General features: G+C 74.4%; 13 protein-coding genes. 10 read left to right on the top strand and 3 right to left on the bottom strand.

Going from position 1 to position 16,726, the window contains the following annotated elements; all coding sequences use genetic code 11:
- Positions 1-71 precede the first annotated feature (71 nt).
- On the top strand, positions 72-2,513 hold the full coding sequence (locus V2J63_RS03515) for an alkaline phosphatase family protein (protein ID WP_331229585.1): 2,442 nt from the start codon (positions 72-74) through the stop codon (positions 2,511-2,513).
- Positions 2,514-2,592: 79 nt separating this feature from the next.
- Here the strand turns inward: V2J63_RS03515 and V2J63_RS03510 are convergent, their stop codons facing one another.
- The 3 genes from V2J63_RS03510 to V2J63_RS03500 form a co-directional block, all read right to left on the bottom strand.
- Positions 2,593-3,381 carry a glycosyltransferase gene (locus tag V2J63_RS03510; protein WP_331229584.1) on the bottom strand — a complete coding sequence of 263 codons (789 nt, stop codon included), beginning with the start codon at positions 3,379-3,381 and terminating at the stop codon, positions 2,593-2,595.
- 117 nt (positions 3,382-3,498) lie between these two features.
- Positions 3,499-4,386, bottom strand: coding sequence for a DUF5926 family protein (locus V2J63_RS03505; protein ID WP_331229583.1), 888 nt, complete (start codon positions 4,384-4,386; stop codon positions 3,499-3,501).
- Between the two features lie 187 nt (positions 4,387-4,573).
- Positions 4,574-4,924: a rhodanese-like domain-containing protein gene (locus tag V2J63_RS03500; protein ID WP_331229582.1), complete on the bottom strand. Its 351-nt coding sequence runs from the start codon at positions 4,922-4,924 to the stop codon at positions 4,574-4,576.
- Between the two features lie 144 nt (positions 4,925-5,068).
- Between V2J63_RS03500 and pgm the strand changes: the two genes are divergently transcribed.
- The 9 genes from pgm to V2J63_RS03455 all read left to right on the top strand — a co-directional run bounded on the left by pgm (position 5,069) and on the right by V2J63_RS03455 (position 16,615).
- Positions 5,069-6,745: a phosphoglucomutase (alpha-D-glucose-1,6-bisphosphate-dependent) gene (gene pgm, locus V2J63_RS03495; RefSeq protein WP_331229581.1), complete on the top strand. Its 1,677-nt coding sequence runs from the start codon at positions 5,069-5,071 to the stop codon at positions 6,743-6,745.
- A gap of 141 nt (positions 6,746-6,886) precedes the next feature.
- Positions 6,887-7,717 (top strand): ABC transporter substrate-binding protein, encoded by an 831-nt coding sequence (locus tag V2J63_RS03490; protein ID WP_331229580.1) that lies wholly within the window; start codon positions 6,887-6,889, stop codon positions 7,715-7,717.
- 24 nt (positions 7,718-7,741) lie between these two features.
- The gene (locus V2J63_RS03485) at positions 7,742-8,527 is read left to right on the top strand and encodes an amino acid ABC transporter permease (protein WP_331229579.1); all 786 of its coding nucleotides are present in this window, start codon (positions 7,742-7,744) and stop codon (positions 8,525-8,527) included.
- Entirely contained in the window at positions 8,524-9,291 is a 768-nt protein-coding gene (locus V2J63_RS03480; RefSeq protein ID WP_331229578.1) for an amino acid ABC transporter ATP-binding protein, read from the top strand. The genes V2J63_RS03485 and V2J63_RS03480 overlap by 4 nt, the downstream gene beginning before the upstream one ends.
- 131 nt (positions 9,292-9,422) lie before the next feature.
- A complete protein-coding gene (locus V2J63_RS03475; RefSeq protein WP_331229577.1) occupies positions 9,423-9,959 on the top strand; it encodes a hypothetical protein in 537 nt (178 codons plus the stop codon).
- A 99-nt stretch (positions 9,960-10,058) separates the two neighbouring features.
- Positions 10,059-11,288 (top strand): MFS transporter, encoded by a 1,230-nt coding sequence (locus V2J63_RS03470; protein WP_331229576.1) that lies wholly within the window; start codon positions 10,059-10,061, stop codon positions 11,286-11,288.
- A 238-nt stretch (positions 11,289-11,526) separates the two neighbouring features.
- Positions 11,527-11,760: a DUF6458 family protein gene (locus V2J63_RS03465; RefSeq protein ID WP_331229575.1), complete on the top strand. Its 234-nt coding sequence runs from the start codon at positions 11,527-11,529 to the stop codon at positions 11,758-11,760.
- Positions 11,761-11,763: 3 nt separating this feature from the next.
- Positions 11,764-12,852, top strand: coding sequence for an App1 family protein phosphatidate phosphatase (locus V2J63_RS03460; protein ID WP_331229574.1), 1,089 nt, complete (start codon positions 11,764-11,766; stop codon positions 12,850-12,852).
- 133 nt (positions 12,853-12,985) lie between these two features.
- The gene (locus V2J63_RS03455) at positions 12,986-16,615 is read left to right on the top strand and encodes a TM0106 family RecB-like putative nuclease (protein WP_331229573.1); all 3,630 of its coding nucleotides are present in this window, start codon (positions 12,986-12,988) and stop codon (positions 16,613-16,615) included.
- The last annotated feature ends 111 nt before the right edge of the window (positions 16,616-16,726 follow it).

Raw genomic sequence — 16,726 nt, 5'->3', positions numbered from 1 at the left:
GGCGGCCCGTGGGGAGCCTAGTGGAGCGCCTCAGGGCGGCGATCATGGGGCTCCACGTAGGCTTCGGGGCGATGATGCGACGGAACCGAACGCTGCTCGTGCGGGTGGGCTTCGCCCTGCTCGCGGTCCTCCTCGCCGTCGCGCTCGTCCTGCCGATGGCGGGCGGGGCATTCGGCGCCACGGAGGACGCGACCGGCACCTCCTCGACCGCCGCTGACGACCCGAGGGGGCCCGTCATCCTCATCGGCACCGCCGGCGTGCGGTGGGAGGACCTCTCGGCCGTGGCGACGCCCCACCTGTGGGGGCTCGCCGAGGACGGTGCGATCGCGAACATGGTGGTCCGCTCGGTCCGCTCGAGCGCGTGCCCGGCCGACGGCTGGCTCGCCGTCTCCGCGGGGCGGCGCGCGGCGGACCTGCCGACCGAGACGTACGGCACGTGCCGCCGCCTGGAGAACGTCGGGCCCGACGGGCTCGTCCCCGGCTGGACGGACTACCTCGACGCGGCCCAGGGCGCTTCCTACGACGCGCGGCCGGGCCTGCTCGGGGACCTCCTCGTCGAGGCCGGCGTCGCGGCCGGGGCGATCGGTCCCGGCGCGGCCGTCGCGCTCGCCACGCAGACGGGCACCGTGGCCGGCCAGACCATGCCCGGCAGCCCCCAGGCGGGGACCCTCGCCCGCCAGGTGAGCGCGCTGGTCCCCGGCGTCGAGCTCCTCGTCGTCGACGTCGGGGCCGTGCGTGACCGGGGCCGCGGCCTTGTCGACGACCCCCAGCCGGCGCCCGAGGAGCCTACGGACGACGGCACGGGCGCCCAGGACGACTGGACCCTCGCCGAGCCCGACCGCACCGAGCAGGTCGCGGGAGTCGACGCGCGCGTCGGCGCCGTCCTCGACGCCCTCGGCGACGCCGACCTGCGGCCGGCCACGGTCCTGCTCGCCTCGCTCGCCGACTCCGGCACCCAGCCCCTCATGCAGGTCATGGCGGCCCGCGGCGGGAACTACCCGCCCGGCCACCTCGAGACCCGGTCGACGCGCCAGCCCGGCATGGTGCAGTCGACCGACCTCACGCCCACCCTCGCCGCCCTCCTCGCGCTCGACCCGCCCGCCGGGCTCAGCGGGGCCCCCATGAGCGGGCAGGCCAGCACGGAGTCCGGGGCGAGGCGCATCGCCGGCCTCGTCGACGAGAACCGGCACGCGGTCGCCATCCGCCCGCTCATCGCGCCGTTCTTCACCGGCATCGTCGTCATCAACCTCCTCCTCTACGCCGCCGTGACGATCGGCTTCAACCGGCGGGTGCTCGACCGCGCCTCCGCCTGGCTCGGACGGAGGAACCGCTCGGGGCCCCTCGGCGCCCTCCTCGCGCTCGTGCGGCGCCAGGACCTCGCCCCGGCCCTCCACCTGCTCCGCGCCGTCTCGATCGCCGTCGGGGCCATCCCGGTGGCGAGCTACCTCGCCAATCTCCTCCCGTGGTGGCGCACCGACTCCCCGGGCCTCGTCGTCTTCACCGCGACGGCGTGCATCGCCGCCCTCGTCGCCGGCGTCGCCCTCGCCCGGCCGTGGCGCTCGCGCGTGCTCGCACCCATCGCTGTCGTCTCCGGGCTGACGGTGGCCGTCCTCGCCGTCGACGTCGCCACCGGCGCCCGGCTCCAGCTCTCCGCCCTCATGGGGGTCCAGCCGCAGGTGGGCGGGCGCTTCTACGGCTTCAACAACTCCTCGTTCGCCCTCTGGCTCACCGCGACGCTCCTCCTCGCCGCCTGCCTCGCCGAGCCGCTCGTGCGGCGGGGATGGCGCAAGGAGGCGGCCGCCGTCGTCGCCGTCCTCGGGATCGTGGCGACCGTCCTCAACGGGATGCCGTCGATCGGCGCCGACTTCGGCGGCCCGCCCGCCCTCATCCCCGGGTTCGCGCTCCTCGCGCTCCTCGCCCTCGGCGTGCGGATCACGTGGCCACGGATGGTGCTCGTCCTCGGCGGGACGGCGCTCGCCGCGATCTCCTTCTCCGTCCTCGACTGGCTTCGGCCGGCCGACGAGCGCAGCCACCTCGGCCGCTTCGTCGAGACGGTCCTCGACGGCGGACTCCTCTCCGTCGTCGGGCGCAAGCTCGAGCAGAACCTCAGCAACCTCTTCGGCTCCACCCTGACGTTCATGGCCGCCGGCGGCATCGCCCTCGTCCTCGTCGTCCTCCTCCAGCCGCTGCGGCGGGCGGCGCGCGACTCCGACGCCGGTGCGTACGGCTGGCTCGCGCAGGGGTCCTCGCTGCGGCGCCTGGGGGCGGACACCGTCATGCTCCGCCCGGGGCTCGTCGCGCTCGCCGTCAGCCTCGGCATCGGCTTCGCGATCAACGACTCGGGCGTCGTCATCCCCGCGATCGGGGTGGCGCTGGCCGTGCCGCTCCTCATCGCCGTCCTCGCCGTCTGGCTGCTCGGGATCCACGCGGTGCCGCCGGCGGAGCCGGGCCGGCTTGCCGCGGCGGAGGCGGACCCGCCGGCGCCGGCCCAGGGGCAGCCGACCGCACCCTAGGCGGTCGGACGGCGGGTCCGGTCGAGGGGCGGCGCCCGGACCGCGAGGGGCAGCCGGCCGCGCGCGGACCACCGGTAGGTCAGCCGACGGCGCGGTAGGGCTGGCCCGGTCGCTGGAGCGCGGGACGGTCGCCGAGCCGCTCGAGCGGGACTCGCTTGCCGCGCATCCGGCGGACGTTCGCCGCGAGGGCGACGTCCCGGTACTGGGCCGCGCGGTGGAGCTGGCCGGCGAGGTCGTTCGTGCTCGCGCGGTGGCGCAGGTCGCACGGCACCTCGACGACGGTGAAGCCGGCGACGAGGAGGTCGATGGTCATGCCCGTCTCCACACCCCACCCGCCTGCGAGCGGCGCGGCGGCCTCGAACGCCTCCCGGGTGAGGCACCGCTGCCCGGACAGCGGCTGCGTGGGCACCCAGCCGGTGGCGCGGGCGATCGAGCGCCGGGCGAGGCCGGTGACGAACCCGCGGCCCCCCGCGCCTGGCTGCGGCGGGAGGACGGCGATGGCGCAGTCCGCGCGACCCTCGAGGACCGGCGTGACGAGCGGGGCGACGCCCACGGCGGTCTCGCCGAGGTCGGCGTCGACGAAGAGGAGGAGCCGGGCCGGGCCGTCCTCGACGTCGCGCATGGCGACGACGGACGCGCCCGTCTCCATGGCCGAGGCCTTGCCGCGGTTGACGGAGTGGCGCACGACGACGGCGCCCGCGGCGCGCGCCACGTGCTGCGTGGTGTCCTCCGAGCCGTCGTCGACGACGAGGACGAGGTCGACGTGGGGGATGGCGCGGGCCGCGCGGACGGTCGCCGCGATGCGCGCCGCCTCGTCCTTCGCAGGGATGACGACGGCGACCCGCTGGGTCTGCCGTTGCCCGTTCACAGACCAAAGCCTAGTCAAGTCCGTGGGCACGCGCAGGTCGCCCTCCTGGCCGGACCGCCCGCCTGCGCCGCGGGGTCGTCCCCCGCGGCGCGTGAGGCGCGCAGGCGCCTCACCCCGTCAGCGCAGCGTGACCTGGCGGGAGACGATCCCCGCCCGGGCGCGCCGCGCCTCGGCGTCGAGGGGCTCGGTCTCGGCGAGAGCGGCGACGAGCCGCTTCTCGAGGTCCGCGCACGGGCCGGCGAGCTCGTCGGCCTCGGTGCCCGGGGCGAGCTCCCACACCGGCACGAGGATCCCGCTCGTGCGGAAGGCGCCGACGAAGCGGGAACCCTCGTCGAGAGCGGACTCGCGGCGGGCGTGGAGGCGCGCGATGGCGTCGAGCACGTCCTCCTGCGCCTCTGGACGCGCCCAGCGGAGGAACTCCCGGCCCATGCGGCACCAGTACGCCGACGTCACGCCCTCGACCGCCGCGGTCGGGACGATCCCGGCGCTCGACTCCTCGAGCGCGGACTCCAGCTCGGCGGTGCGCTCCTCCGTGCTGGAGATCCAGAACGCGAAGTCGTCGTAGAGGACCGGCTCGAACGGCACGTCGAGGTCGAGGACGTCCTGGAGGCGCGGCCCGGGGTCGAGGAGCCCGAGCTGCGTGAGCGGCTCCCCCGCCTCGAGGTCGAGCGCGGCGATGAGCGCGGCGGCGACGTCGCGGCTGGCGTCCCCGGACTTCGCGGCGGTCTGGAGGCCGACGAAGAGCTCGCCGTCCTCGCGGTGGAGGGCCGGCCACAGCTCCGGGAGCATGGTCGCGACGGTGACGTCGCGGGAGCCGTACTCCGCCGTCGTGCGTACGCGTGCGGTCGCGGCCGGCACGATCTCGCGCATGGCGACCCAGTCCGTCTCGCCCGGCAGGCCCTCGAAGGGCCGCTCGACGAACGGGATCTCGGCGCGCCTGGGGCGCTTGGTCTTGCTCGCGGCGGCGTTCCTCGCGGCGGCTCGCTGACGGCTCTGCTTACCCATGGGCCCCAACCCTACGCGGCGCCCCCAGCCCTGCGCGCCGCGCCTGCGGCCGCGCCGGCCCACCACCGCGCCCGTTCCCGCACGGCCCTCGGGCCACCACCGGTCGAGCGCGGGTGGCAACGCGCACGCCGCGCGGGTCGAGGCGCGGTCATGTGCCCGGGGCGCCGCAGTGCGCGGGGCTCCCTGCTCAGACGACCGTCGGCTCGCCGCCGTCGTCCCGGGTGATCGGCAGGCCGGCCCGCTCCCACGCCTTCATGCCTCCGTCGAGGTTGCGCGCGTCGAAACCGGCCTGGGTGAGCCACGCCGTGGCCCGGGCGGAGCGCCCCCCGGAGCGGCACACGACGACGAGGTCCGCCTCGGGGACGTCCGCCGTGCGCGCGGGCAGCTCGCCGAGCGGGATGTGCGTCGCGCCGGGGACGTGGCCGGCGTCCCACTCGTCCTGCTCGCGTACGTCGAGGACGACGGCACCGGCGGGAACCGGGTTGCTCGCGTCCAGCTGGTCGACCGTGAGGTCCTCGGGCATGTCGATGGCGTCCATGCCCAGCACGGTACCCACGACGGCCGCCCGTCGCCGCCCCGCGCTCCTTCCCGCCGGGGCGCACCGGCCGTCCCGCCGCTCGGCCCGCACGAACGGTCGCTGAGCGGGGGGCGCGCGGCCCCCCGCGGTGGCAGGATCACAGGCATGCACGAACGCGCCGGAACCCCCGCCCAGGCCGAGGACCTCATCGACGTCGATGCCGTCGTCTCGGCGTACTACGACCGCACGCCCGACGTCGACGACCCGGCCCAGCAGGTGGTGTTCGGAACCTCGGGGCACCGCGGCTCGAGCCTCGACGGGGCGTTCAACGAGGCGCACATCGTCGCCACGACCGCCGCGATCGTCGAGTACCGGCGCGCCCAGGGCACCGACGGACCCCTCTACATCGGGCGCGACACGCACGCGCTGTCCGAGCCCGCCTGGCGGACCGCCGTCGAGGTCCTCGCCGCCGCCGGCGTCGAGGTCCGGGTCGACGCGCGGGACTCGTGGACGCCCACGCCCGCGGTCTCCCACTCCATCCTGCGCACCAACGGCGCCGGCACCTCCGGCGGCGTGCGGGTCGAGGGCCCGGGCCGGGCCGACGGCATCGTCGTCACCCCCTCGCACAACCCCCCGCGCGACGGCGGCTTCAAGTACAACCCGCCGCACGGCGGGCCGGCCGGCTCCGACGCGACGGGCTGGATCGCCGCCCGCGCGAACGAGATCCTGCGCACCGGGGTGGGCCAGGTGCCCCGGGTCAGCCTCGAGAAGGCGCTCGCAGCGGAGACGACCCGCAAGAACGACTACCTCACCGCCTACGTCGACGACCTCGTCAGCGTCATCGACATGCGTGCCATCCGCGAGGCGGGCATCCGGATCGGGGCGGACCCCCTCGGCGGCGCGGCGGCGGAGTACTGGGGCGTCATCGGCGAGCGGTACGACCTCGACCTCACGGTGGTCAACCCCGCGGTCGACCCACGCTGGTCCTTCATGACGCTCGACTGGGACGGCAAGATCCGGATGGACTGCTCCTCGCCGTCGGCGATGGCGTCCCTCGTCACGACGATGCGGGGCGGGGCGTCCGCGCCGTACGACATCGCCACGGGCAACGACGCCGACGCCGACCGGCACGGGATCGTCACCCCCGACGGCGGCCTCATGAACCCCAACCACTTCCTCGCCGTCGCCATCGAGTACCTCTTCACCCACCGTCCGAACTGGCCCGCGGGCGCTGCGATCGGCAAGACGCTCGTCTCCTCCGCCCTCATCGACCGGGTAGCGGACGGCCTCGGGCGCCGGCTCCTCGAGGTCCCGGTGGGCTTCAAGTACTTCGTCCCGGGCCTCCTCGACGGCTCCGTCGGGTTCGGTGGCGAGGAGTCCGCCGGCGCGTCGTTCCTGCGTGCCGACGGCACCGTGTGGACCACCGACAAGGACGGGCTCATCCTCGCCCTCCTCGCCTCCGAGATCCAGGCCGTCACCGGCCGCAGCCCGAGCCAGCTCCACGCCGAGCTCGTCGACCGGTACGGCGCCTCGGACTACGCACGCGTCGACGCCCCCGCCACCCGGGAGCAGAAGGCGCGCCTCGGTGCACTGCGCCCGGAGCAGGTCGCGGCGACGACCCTCGCCGGTGAGGAGATCACGGCCCGCCTCGTCGAGGCGCCCGGCAACGGCGCCTCGATCGGCGGCCTCAAGGTGACGACGGCGAACGCGTGGTTCGCGGCGCGCCCCTCGGGCACCGAGGACGTCTACAAGATCTACGCCGAGTCCTTCCGGGGCCCGGAGCACCTCGCACGGGTCCAGGCCGAGGCGACGGCCGTCGTCGACGCGGCCCTCGCAACGTGATCGAAACAGGCGAAATGTAGGATTCCCGCTGGAACTCGCTCAGCACCGTGGCGACGGACCCGTAGACTCCGACGCCGATGGCGGTCTCGTGCGAAGGCCACGACACCTCATGCCCAGGCCCACAATCCGGGAGATCCCTCCATGAACGCACGCCCCTACCGCACCGCTGCCACCGTCCTCGGTGCGGCTCTCCTCCTGTCCGCCTGCGGCGGAGGGGACAGCGGCGACGACGCGACGGCGGACGGCGGCAGCGACTCCGGGAGCGACCTCGGCCTCGTCTCCGAGGGAACCCTCACGGCGTGCTCGGAGGTGCCCTACCCGCCGTTCGAGGTCGAGGACCCCGACGCCCCCAGCGGGTACAGCGGCTTCGACATCGACCTCCTCCAGGCGATCGCCGACGGCCTCGAGCTCGACCTCGTGGTCGAGGACGTCAGCTTCGACGCCCTCCAGAGCGGCACCGTGCTCGCGGCGGGCCAGTGCGACGTCGGTGCCTCGGCCATCACCATCACCGAGGAGCGCGCGGAGAACATCGACTTCGCCGACCCGTACTACGACTCCCTGCAGTCCCTCCTCGCCTCCGCCGACTCGGGCATCACCTCGATCGACGACCTCGCGGGCAAGACCGTCGGCGTCCAGGCCGGCACGACGGGGCTGAACTACACGCGGGAGAACGCCCCCGAAGGCACCGAGATCGTCGAGTACCCCGGGGACGGCGAGCTGTGGCCGGCGCTCCAGGCGGGCCAGATCGACGCCATCCTCCAGGACCTCCCCGTCAACGTCGAGCACGCGACCGCGGACGACACCTACGTCATCGTCGAGGAGTACCCGACGGACGAGCAGTACGGCTTCGCCCTCGCCAAGGGCGAGCGCCCCGAGCTGCTCGAGGCCATCAACGCGGAGCTCGCGGAGCTGCGCGACAACGGCGAGTACGACCGGATCTACGACTCGTACTTCACCGCCGACGCCTCCTGACACGCGGGATAGGAGCCTTCGCCGATGCGACGCACGACCAAGCGGCGCCTCTACCGCGGTCTGCTCTACGCGGTGTTCGTCGCCGCAGTCGTCGCAGTCGGTCTCGCGACGGACTGGCAGCGCATCGCCGACGTCTTCTTCCGGATCGACATCGCGCGGGAGCAGTTCCCAGAGATCATCACGATCGCGCTGAAGAACACGATCATCTTCACGCTCGTCGCCTTCTTCGGCGGGCTCGTGCTGGGCATAGTGCTTGCGCTCATGAAGCTCTCGCCCGTGGCGCCGTACCGGTGGTTCGCGACGGGGTTCATCGAGCTCTTCCGCGGCCTGCCCGCGCTGCTGACGATCTTCGCCACGGCCTACATGCTCCCCATCGCCCTCGGAGTGCGCCTGCCCGGGGGCCAGGTGGGGGCCGGGCTCGTCGGCCTCATCCTCGTCGCCTCGGCGTACATGGCCGAGACGATCAGGGCGGGCATCGAGGCCGTGCCGAAGGGGCAGACCGAGGCGGCGCGCTCCCTCGGCATGACCCCCGCGCGTGCCATGGTCTCCGTCGTCCTGCCGCAGGGCTTCCGCATCATCATCCCGCCGATGACGAACGAGTTCGTCATCCTCCTCAAGGACACCTCGCTCCTCTTCATCGCCGGCTCCACCATCTTCACCAAGGAGCTGACGACGTTCGCCCGCGACGGCCTGACGACGTACAGCAACGGCACGACCCTCGTCATGGCGGCGATGCTCTACCTCCTCATCACCATCCCGCTCACCCGGCTGGTGGCGGTCCTCGAACGACGGCTGAAGAAGACGCGATGACGAACACACCCGGGACAGCGACGCCGTCGGCGGAGGTGCCGGCGATCGCGCTCGGCGGCCTGCGCAAGAGCTTCGGCGACCACGAGGTGCTCAAGGGCATCGACCTCACCGTGGCGCCCGGCGAGGTCGTGTGCGTCATCGGCCCGTCAGGGTCGGGGAAGTCGACCCTCCTGCGCACGGTCAACCTGCTCGAGGAGCCGTCCGCGGGCTCGGTCCACATCGAGGGCATCGACATCCTCGACCCGGACGGGGACGTCGACGCGGTCCGTACCCGCATCGGCATGGTGTTCCAGCAGTTCAACCTCTTCCCGCACCTGAGCGTCATGGGCAACCTCACCCTCGCGCAGCGCCGGGTCCTGCGCCGCGGCAAGGCGGAGTCCGCCACGGTGGCCCGAGCGATGCTCGAGCGGGTGGGCCTGGCCGAGAAGGCGGACGCCTTCCCCGGGCACCTCTCCGGGGGCCAGCAGCAGCGCGTCGCCATCGCCCGGGCCCTGTGCATGAACCCGGACATGATGCTCTTCGACGAGCCGACGTCCGCGCTCGACCCCGAGCTCGTCGGGGAGGTCCTCGAGGTCATGCGCGGCCTCGCGGGCTCGGGCATGACGATGATGGTCGTCACGCACGAGATGGGCTTCGCCCAGGAGGTGGGCGACCGCGTCATCTTCATGGACGACGGCCTCATCGTCGAGGAGGGCGACCCGGAGCAGGTGCTCACGCGTCCGCAGCACCCGCGGACCCAGTCGTTCCTCTCGAAGGTCCTCTGACCCGTCCGCGGACCGGCCGGAGCGCGGACGCGCCGCAGCGCCTCCCGTGCGAGCCCGGCGTACGAGGTGCGCCTTCGCCCGAGCGGGATGAGACTGACGGCCCGTCACCCTTCGACCGAGCGAGGTTCCCGATGTCCGAGCGCAACACCGTCGTCCGAAGCATGCACGACCTGGGCCTGGCAGCCTGGTTCGGCGGTTCCCTCATGGGGGCCGTCGGCCTCAACGGCGCCGCCGCCAAGGCGGTCGACCCCCGCGAACGCCTCTCCCTCTCCTCCGCCGGCTGGGGACGCTGGGCTCCGGTCAACGCCCTGGCCATCGGCGCCCACGTCGTCGGGAGCCTCGGGCTCATCGCCGGCAACGAGGCGCGGCTCATGAAGCAGCCCGAGGCCCAGCGCAACACCGCCACCAAGGCCGCGCTCACCGGCGTGGCCCTCCTGCTCACCGCGTACAGCGGCATGCTCGGTGCCAAGGTCGCCAAGCGGGCCGACGAGGGCGGTGCGGGTGCGACGGAGCCGTCACCGAGGGCCTCGAAGAAGCTCAAGGCCGCCCAGCGTCAGCTCAAGGCGACGCAGTGGGCGATCCCCCTCGTCACCGGCACGCTCGTCGTCATGGGCGCCCAGCAGGGGGAGCAGCAGAGGCCCGTCGCCGGGTTCCTGCGCCGTCGCTGACGACCGGTCGCCGCGTCGGGGCGCGGGGCGCGGGACCGCGGGCAGCGCGTCTCCGCGCCCCGCGTCTTCGCGCCCCCGCGCGGTGAGACACTGTCGCCCGTGCTGCGGCCCTATCGTGCGATCCTCTCGCGGCCCGGCGCCCTCAGCTTCTCGGCCGCCGGGCTCGTCGCGCGCCTGCCGATCTCGATGGTGGGCATCGGGATCGTCCTCATGGTCTCCGAGCTCTACGGCTCCTACGGGATGGCCGGGCGCGTCTCGGCCGTGTACGTCGTCGTCCAGGCGCTGTGCGCCCCCCGCCTCGCCGGCCTCGTCGACCGCCACGGGCAGGCGCGCGTCATGCGCCCGGCGCTCGCCGTCGCGTGCCTCGGTCTCGTCGGCCTCATCGTCGCGGCCGTCGCCGGATCCCCCGAGTGGGTCCTCCATCTCACCGCGGCGGTCGGCGGCTCGACGATCGGGTCGATGGGGGCGTTCGTGCGCGCCCGGTGGGCACTCATCGTCAAGGACGGCCGCGAGCTCCACACCGCCTACTCGCTCGAGTCGGCGCTCGACGAGCTGACCTTCGTCGTCGGGCCCGTGCTCGCGACGATCCTCGCGACGAGCGTGACGCCGTGGTCCGCCCTCGTCGTCCCGCTCGCCGGCGCGTTCCTCGGCGGCTACTGGTTCCTCTCCCAGCGGGCCACCGAGCCCGTCCCCTCCCCGCGCGTCGAGGGCGAGGCGCGCACGAGCGTCATCGGCTCGGCGGGGATGCTCGCCGTCGCGGCCGTCTTCCTCGGCACCGGCGCGATCTTCGGCGGGGTCGACGTCTCCGTCGTCGCCTTCGCGGAGGAGCAGGGCAACAAGGCCCTCGCGGGGCCCGTGCTCGGGACGTTCGCGCTCGGGTCGCTCATCTCCGGGCTCCTCTACGGCGCTCGCCACTGGCTCAGCCCGCTGTGGCTGCGCTTCCTCGTCGGCGTGTGCGTCCTGGCGGCCGGTGTGTCGATGTTCTTCCTCGTCACCTCGCTCGCCGTGCTCGCCGCCGTCGGCTTCGTCGCCGGGTTCGCGATCGCCCCGACCGTCATCAACGGCAACGCGATCGTCCAGGCCCTCGTGCCCGCGCGGCGGCTCACCGAGGGGCTCACGTGGCTCGGCGCGTCGATCGGCATCGGTGTCTCCGCGGGCTCCTCCCTCGCCGGGATGGCCGTCGACGCGTCCGGCTCGCACGGGGGCTTCGCCGTCGTCGCCGGTGCCGCCGGCTTCGCCGTCGTCGCCGCGCTCACGGGCGCGCGAACGCTCGCGACGCGCACCCGCACCGAGCCGCTCATCGAGCCGGCCCCCCTCGCGGACGGGTGACGCCGGCGGACGGGTGGCAGGGTCGGACCGCCGGCCGCGGGCTGGCCGACGACGGCGGCGCCCGCTGGCCGTCGGGGCCGCCGACGGCTCCGGCGACGGCGCGGTGCCGCGGGCACGGGCGCCCACCGGGGCGGGAGCGTCCCCGTCCCGTGATCAACTCGGGGTGCGGGACGCCGTCGCGCGCACCACACTGGCCAGGACAGACCCGCCCCCGCGGGTCCCGGCGGAAGGACAGACCATGGGTATCGGTGGAGGAATCTTCCTCATCGTCGTCGGGGCGGTCCTCGCCTTCGGCCTGGAGCCGGATGCGTGGGAGGTCTTCAACCTCAACACCATCGGCTACATCTGCATCGCCGTCGGCGTCATCGCGATCATCATCGCCCTCGTCATGCAGAAGCAGCGCGCGAACACGAGCCACAGCGAGTACGTCGAGCGTCGCGACATCGGCAACCCGCCGCCGCCCGCGCGCTGACGCATGGCACTGTCCCAGGCCGGCGCCGCGATCGAGGACGCGTTCAACCGCCGGCTCATCCCCGCGCTCCGGGCACGCGGCTGGGCGCCGCGCACCGTCGGGTTCACCGGCTACGGCAACCCTGACTCGGTGCGGGTGCTCGCGCGCGTGCTCATGGCCAAGGAGGACGAGCCGGCGGCGAGCGCCGACGTCGACGCGTCCTCGGCCGAGCTCGAGGAGGCGACCGAGGCCCAGCGTGGCTGGCGCTCCTTCCTCACCGCCCAGGTGGCGCAGCTGCCCGTCGTCGTGCGCGCCGGCGAGCAGGAGATCCGTACCCGCACCGACCGGGGCGGGTACGTCGACCTCGTCGTCCGGGACCACGGCCTCCCGCCCGGTGAGCACGACGTCGTCATCGAGGCCCGCGGCGCGCGGCCGGCCAAGGCGGTCGTCACCGTCGTGGGCCGCGACGTGCGCCTCGGCCTCGTCTCCGACATCGACGACACCGTCATGGTGACGCGGCTCCCGCGTCCGCTCATCGCTGCGTGGAACACGTTCGTCCGGCACACGAGCGCGCGCCAGCCCGTCCCCGGGATGGCGGACCTCTACCGGCAGATCCTCGCCGCCCACCCCGGCACGCCGGTCTTCTACCTCTCGACCGGTGCGTGGAACGTCGTCCCGACGCTCGTGCGCTTCATGCGCTCCTACGGGTTTCCCGAGGCGCCGATGCTCATGACCGACTGGGGACCGACGAACACCGGCTGGTTCCGCAGCGGGCAGGAGCACAAGCGCACCGCGCTGCGGCGCCTCGTCATCGAGTTCCCGGACATCAGGTGGGTGCTCGTCGGCGACGACGGCCAGCACGACCCGATGATCTACGACGAGCTCGCGCGCGACCATCCCGAGCACGTCGCGGCGATCGCTATCCGCGAGCTGACACCCGCCGAGCAGGTGCTCGCGCACGGTACGCCGACGGCCCAGGAGGAGCCGGCGGAGAACCGCCAGGGCGCCCTCGATCACGCCGTCCCCCTCGTGCGCGGCAAGGACGGCGACGCGATCGGCCGCCTCCTCCTGCCGCTCCTCGAGCGCGGAGCGGGCGAGCCGGGAGCCGTGTAGCCGGTCGGCCCGCGGACGGTCGTCCACCGGTCCGACCGGGTACAGGTGCGGTCGCAGGGGCGCACGCTCGTGCGCGCACCACGGGAGCCCGTCGGCCCGCACGTGTCGGTGCCCGGCGGTAGCGTGAGGAGCGATGTTCATCCTCGACGGCGCGGTCGTCACCAGCGCGACCGACGTCGCCCTCGCCTCGACCTGCGAGCTCGCCCTCCTGCGGCTGCTCGACGCGCGGCTCGGCCGGTCCGACCCGCCACCGCGTGACGCCGACGCCATGATGCGGCGCGTCGCCGCGCTCGGCGACGTCCACGAGCACGGCGTGCTCGAGGTGCTGCGGGCGCGGTTCGGGCCATACGACCCCACGGCCGGGCGCGGTGTCCTCGAGCTCCCGGACGCCGGTGCCTACGACCTCGCGGGGCTCCGGGCGGCCCACCACCGCACGCTCGAGGCGCTGCGCTCCGGCACGGACGCCGTCTACCAGGGCACCTTCTTCGACGGGACCTTCTACGGCCGCGCCGACTTCCTCGTCCGCGTCGACGGCAGACAGGGGCGAGCCGACGGCGGGTGGCGCGCACCCGGGGGCGGCGGCGGAGGGCGGACGGGCGGGGCCGGGACGGAACAGGCTGACGACGGCAGGGTCGAACGGGCCGACGGCGGAGGCCGCACCGCCGGCGCGGGGGTGAGCTACGCCGTCCACGACGCCAAGCTCGCCCGTCACGCGAAGATCCCGGCGCTCCTCCAGCTCGCCGCCTACGCCGAGCAGATGCAGCGCGCGGGGATCGGGGTCGACGCCGCCGGGGTCCTCGTCCTCGGCGACGGGCACGAGTCCCGCCACGAGCTCGAGGACATCGTCCCCGTCTTCCGCGAGCGCCGCGCCCGTCTCGACGCCCTCATCACCGCCCACCTCGACGCCGGGCCGGTCACCTGGGGTCAGGAGGGGGTGCTCGCGTGCGGCCGGTGCGAGACGTGCGCCGCCGAGGTCGCCGCCCACCGCGACGTCCTCCTCGTCGCCGGGCTGCGCACCACCCAGCGGGCGCGCCTCCACGCCGCCGGGATCACGACGGTCGAGGAGCTGGCCGCCTCGACCGGTCCGGTCAGCGGCATCGGCACCGCGACGCTCGCGGGGCTGCGCGACCAGGCACGGCTGCAGTCCGAGCAGGACAGCTCTCCCCGCGGCCCCGACGGCGCGCCGCTCGTGCGGGCGGAGGTCGTCGCCCCGGAGGTGCTCGCGGCGCTCCCGGCACCCGACCCGGGGGACATCTACTTCGACTTCGAGGGCGACCCGCTGTGGTCAGCCGACGGCTCGGACGAGTGGGGCCTGGAGTACCTCTTCGGCGTCGTCGAGGCCGGCCCCGCGGCGGACTTCCGCGCCTTCTGGGCGCACGACCGCGCCGAGGAGCGCGCGGCCCTCGAGGACTTCCTCGCCTACGTCACCGCGCGGCGGGAGGCGCACCCGGGCATGCACGTCTACCACTACGCCCCGTACGAGAAGACGGCCCTGCGCCGGCTCGTCGGCCGCCACGGCGTCGGCGAGGAGGTGCTCGACGACCTCCTGCGCCACGGCGTGCTCGTCGACCTCTACGCCACCGTCCGCCAGGGCATCCGCGTCTCCCAGCCCTCCTACTCGATCAAGAAGCTCGAGCCGCTGTACATGGGCACCGAGGCGCGCACCGGGCTCGACAACGCCGCCGACTCGATCGTCGCCTACGCCGAGGCCACCGCCGCCCGCGAGCGCGGGGACGTCGCCGCCTACCGGGACCAGCTCGCGAGCATCGAGGCGTACAACGCCTACGACTGCCTCTCGACCTACCGGCTCCACGAGTGGCTCCTCGCGCAGGGGCGCGCCCACGGGGTCGAGCCCGCGAGCGCGGCACCCGTCACGCCCGAGGAGGAGCCCGAGCCGCACCCCCTCGAGCGGGCGCTCCTCGCCGCCGCGGGGCCCGGGACCCGCGCCGAGCGCACGCCCGAGGAGCAGGCGCACGCGCTCCTCGCCGCAGCGCTCGGCTACCACCGGCGGGAGGACAAGCCCTTCTGGTGGGAGCACTTCGACCGGCTCAGCGCGGATGTCGAGGAGTGGCGGGAGAACCGGGACGTCCTCGTCGCACGGTCCGTCACGCCTCAGCGCGAGTGGTTCAAGGAGGGCAAGCAGCGCAACCTCCGCCGGCACCTGCGGATGAGTGGCGCGCTGCCCACCGGGTCGACGATCCGGGTGGGTGCCGGGGGATTCCTCCTCTACGGCGGGCCCCCGTACCCGCGCGACCTCGAGCCAGGGCCCGGCGAGGTGCGCGTCGCCCACTCCTCGGCGAAGGTGCTCGCACGGAGCGAGGAGGACGCGGGCGACGTGCTCGTCGTCGAGGAGACGATCCCGGCGGCGCTCCAGCCGTACGACGCCCTGCCCATGGCGGTGACCCCGGGCGCGCCGCCCCAGACCAAGAACCTCGTGAGCGCCATCGAGGAGGTGGCCCAGCAGGTCCTCGACGCCGGGCCCGACCCGCAGCCGGCGCTCGACGTCCTGTGCCGGCGGCCCCCGCGCCTCGTCGGACTCGCGGCGCTGCCCGCCCCCGGAACGGACGGGGGGTACGTCGAGGCGATCACCGACGCCGTCCGCGCGCTCGACCGCTCCTACCTCGCCGTCCAGGGACCGCCCGGGACGGGCAAGACGTACGTCGGCGCCCGTGTTATCGCCGCGCTCGTCGGCGAGGGGTGGCGCGTCGGGGTGGTTGCGCAGTCGCACGCCGTCGTGGAGAACCTCCTCGACCGGGTCGTCGACGCCGGCGTGCCGAGGGAACGGGTCGGCAAGAAGTACGAGGGCGACCAGCCCTGCGCGTGGACGCCGCTGCCCACCGACGGCCATGCCGCCTTCCTCGGCGGGCACGGCCCGCTCGGGTGCGTCGTCGGCGGCACGGCGTGGGACTTCACGAACACCAAGCGCGTCGGGCGCCAGGACCTCGACCTCCTCGTCGTCGACGAGGCGGGCCAGTTCTCGCTCGCCGCGACGATCGCGGTGTCCGCGGCGACGAAGCGGCTGCTCCTCCTCGGCGACCCGCAGCAGCTCCCCCAGGTGAGCCAGGGCACGCACCCGGAACCGGTTGACGACTCGGCCCTCGGCTGGCTGGCCGAGGGGCACGAGACCCTGCCCCCGGAGCGCGGGTACTTCCTCGAGCGGACGTGGCGGATGCACCCCGCGCTGTGCGAGCGGGTCTCGCGGCTCGCGTACTCGGGGCGCCTGCGGTCGATGGAGACGGTGACGACGAACCGGCGCCTCACCGGCGTCGAGCCCGGGGTCCGCACCGTGCGGTTGGCCCACACCGGCAACGCGACGGTCTCCGAGGAGGAGGCCGCGGAGGTCGTCGCCCAGGTGCAGGCGGTCGTCGAGCGGGGATGGACGGACGACGTCGCCGGCGGGGTTCCGCCGCGGCCGCTCGGCGAGGGCGGGGTGCTCGTCGTCGCGGCGTACAACGCGCAGGTCGCGCTCATCCGGCGCAGGCTCGCCGAGGCCGGCCTGGACGAGGTCCGCGTCGGCACCGTCGACAAGTTCCAGGGCCAGCAGGCGCCCGTCGTCGTCGTCTCGATGGCCGCCTCGGCGGTGGAGGACGTCCCGCGCGGGATGTCGTTCCTGCTCTCGCGCAACCGGGTCAACGTCGCGGTCTCGCGCGCCCAGTGGGCGGCGGTGCTCGTGCGCTCCGAGGCGCTCACCGACTACCTCCCGGGCACGCCCACCGGCCTCGCCGAGCTCGGGGCGTTCATCGCCCTGAGCGACGGCGCCTGACCCTCGCCGCCGGCACCCGCCCCCACCGGGGACGCGGAGACGGCCGGCACGGGAGACCTCCCGTGCCGGCCGTCTCGGGGCTGCGCCGCTCGTCCCGGCGCGGACCACCCG

The sequence above is a fragment of the Georgenia wangjunii genome, assembly GCF_036421975.1.
GTDB classification, from domain to species: Bacteria; Actinomycetota; Actinomycetes; order Actinomycetales; family Actinomycetaceae; genus Georgenia_A; species Georgenia_A wangjunii.
Note: the sequence above shows the minus strand (reverse complement) of the source record. Positions and strands in the feature narration are given on the sequence as shown.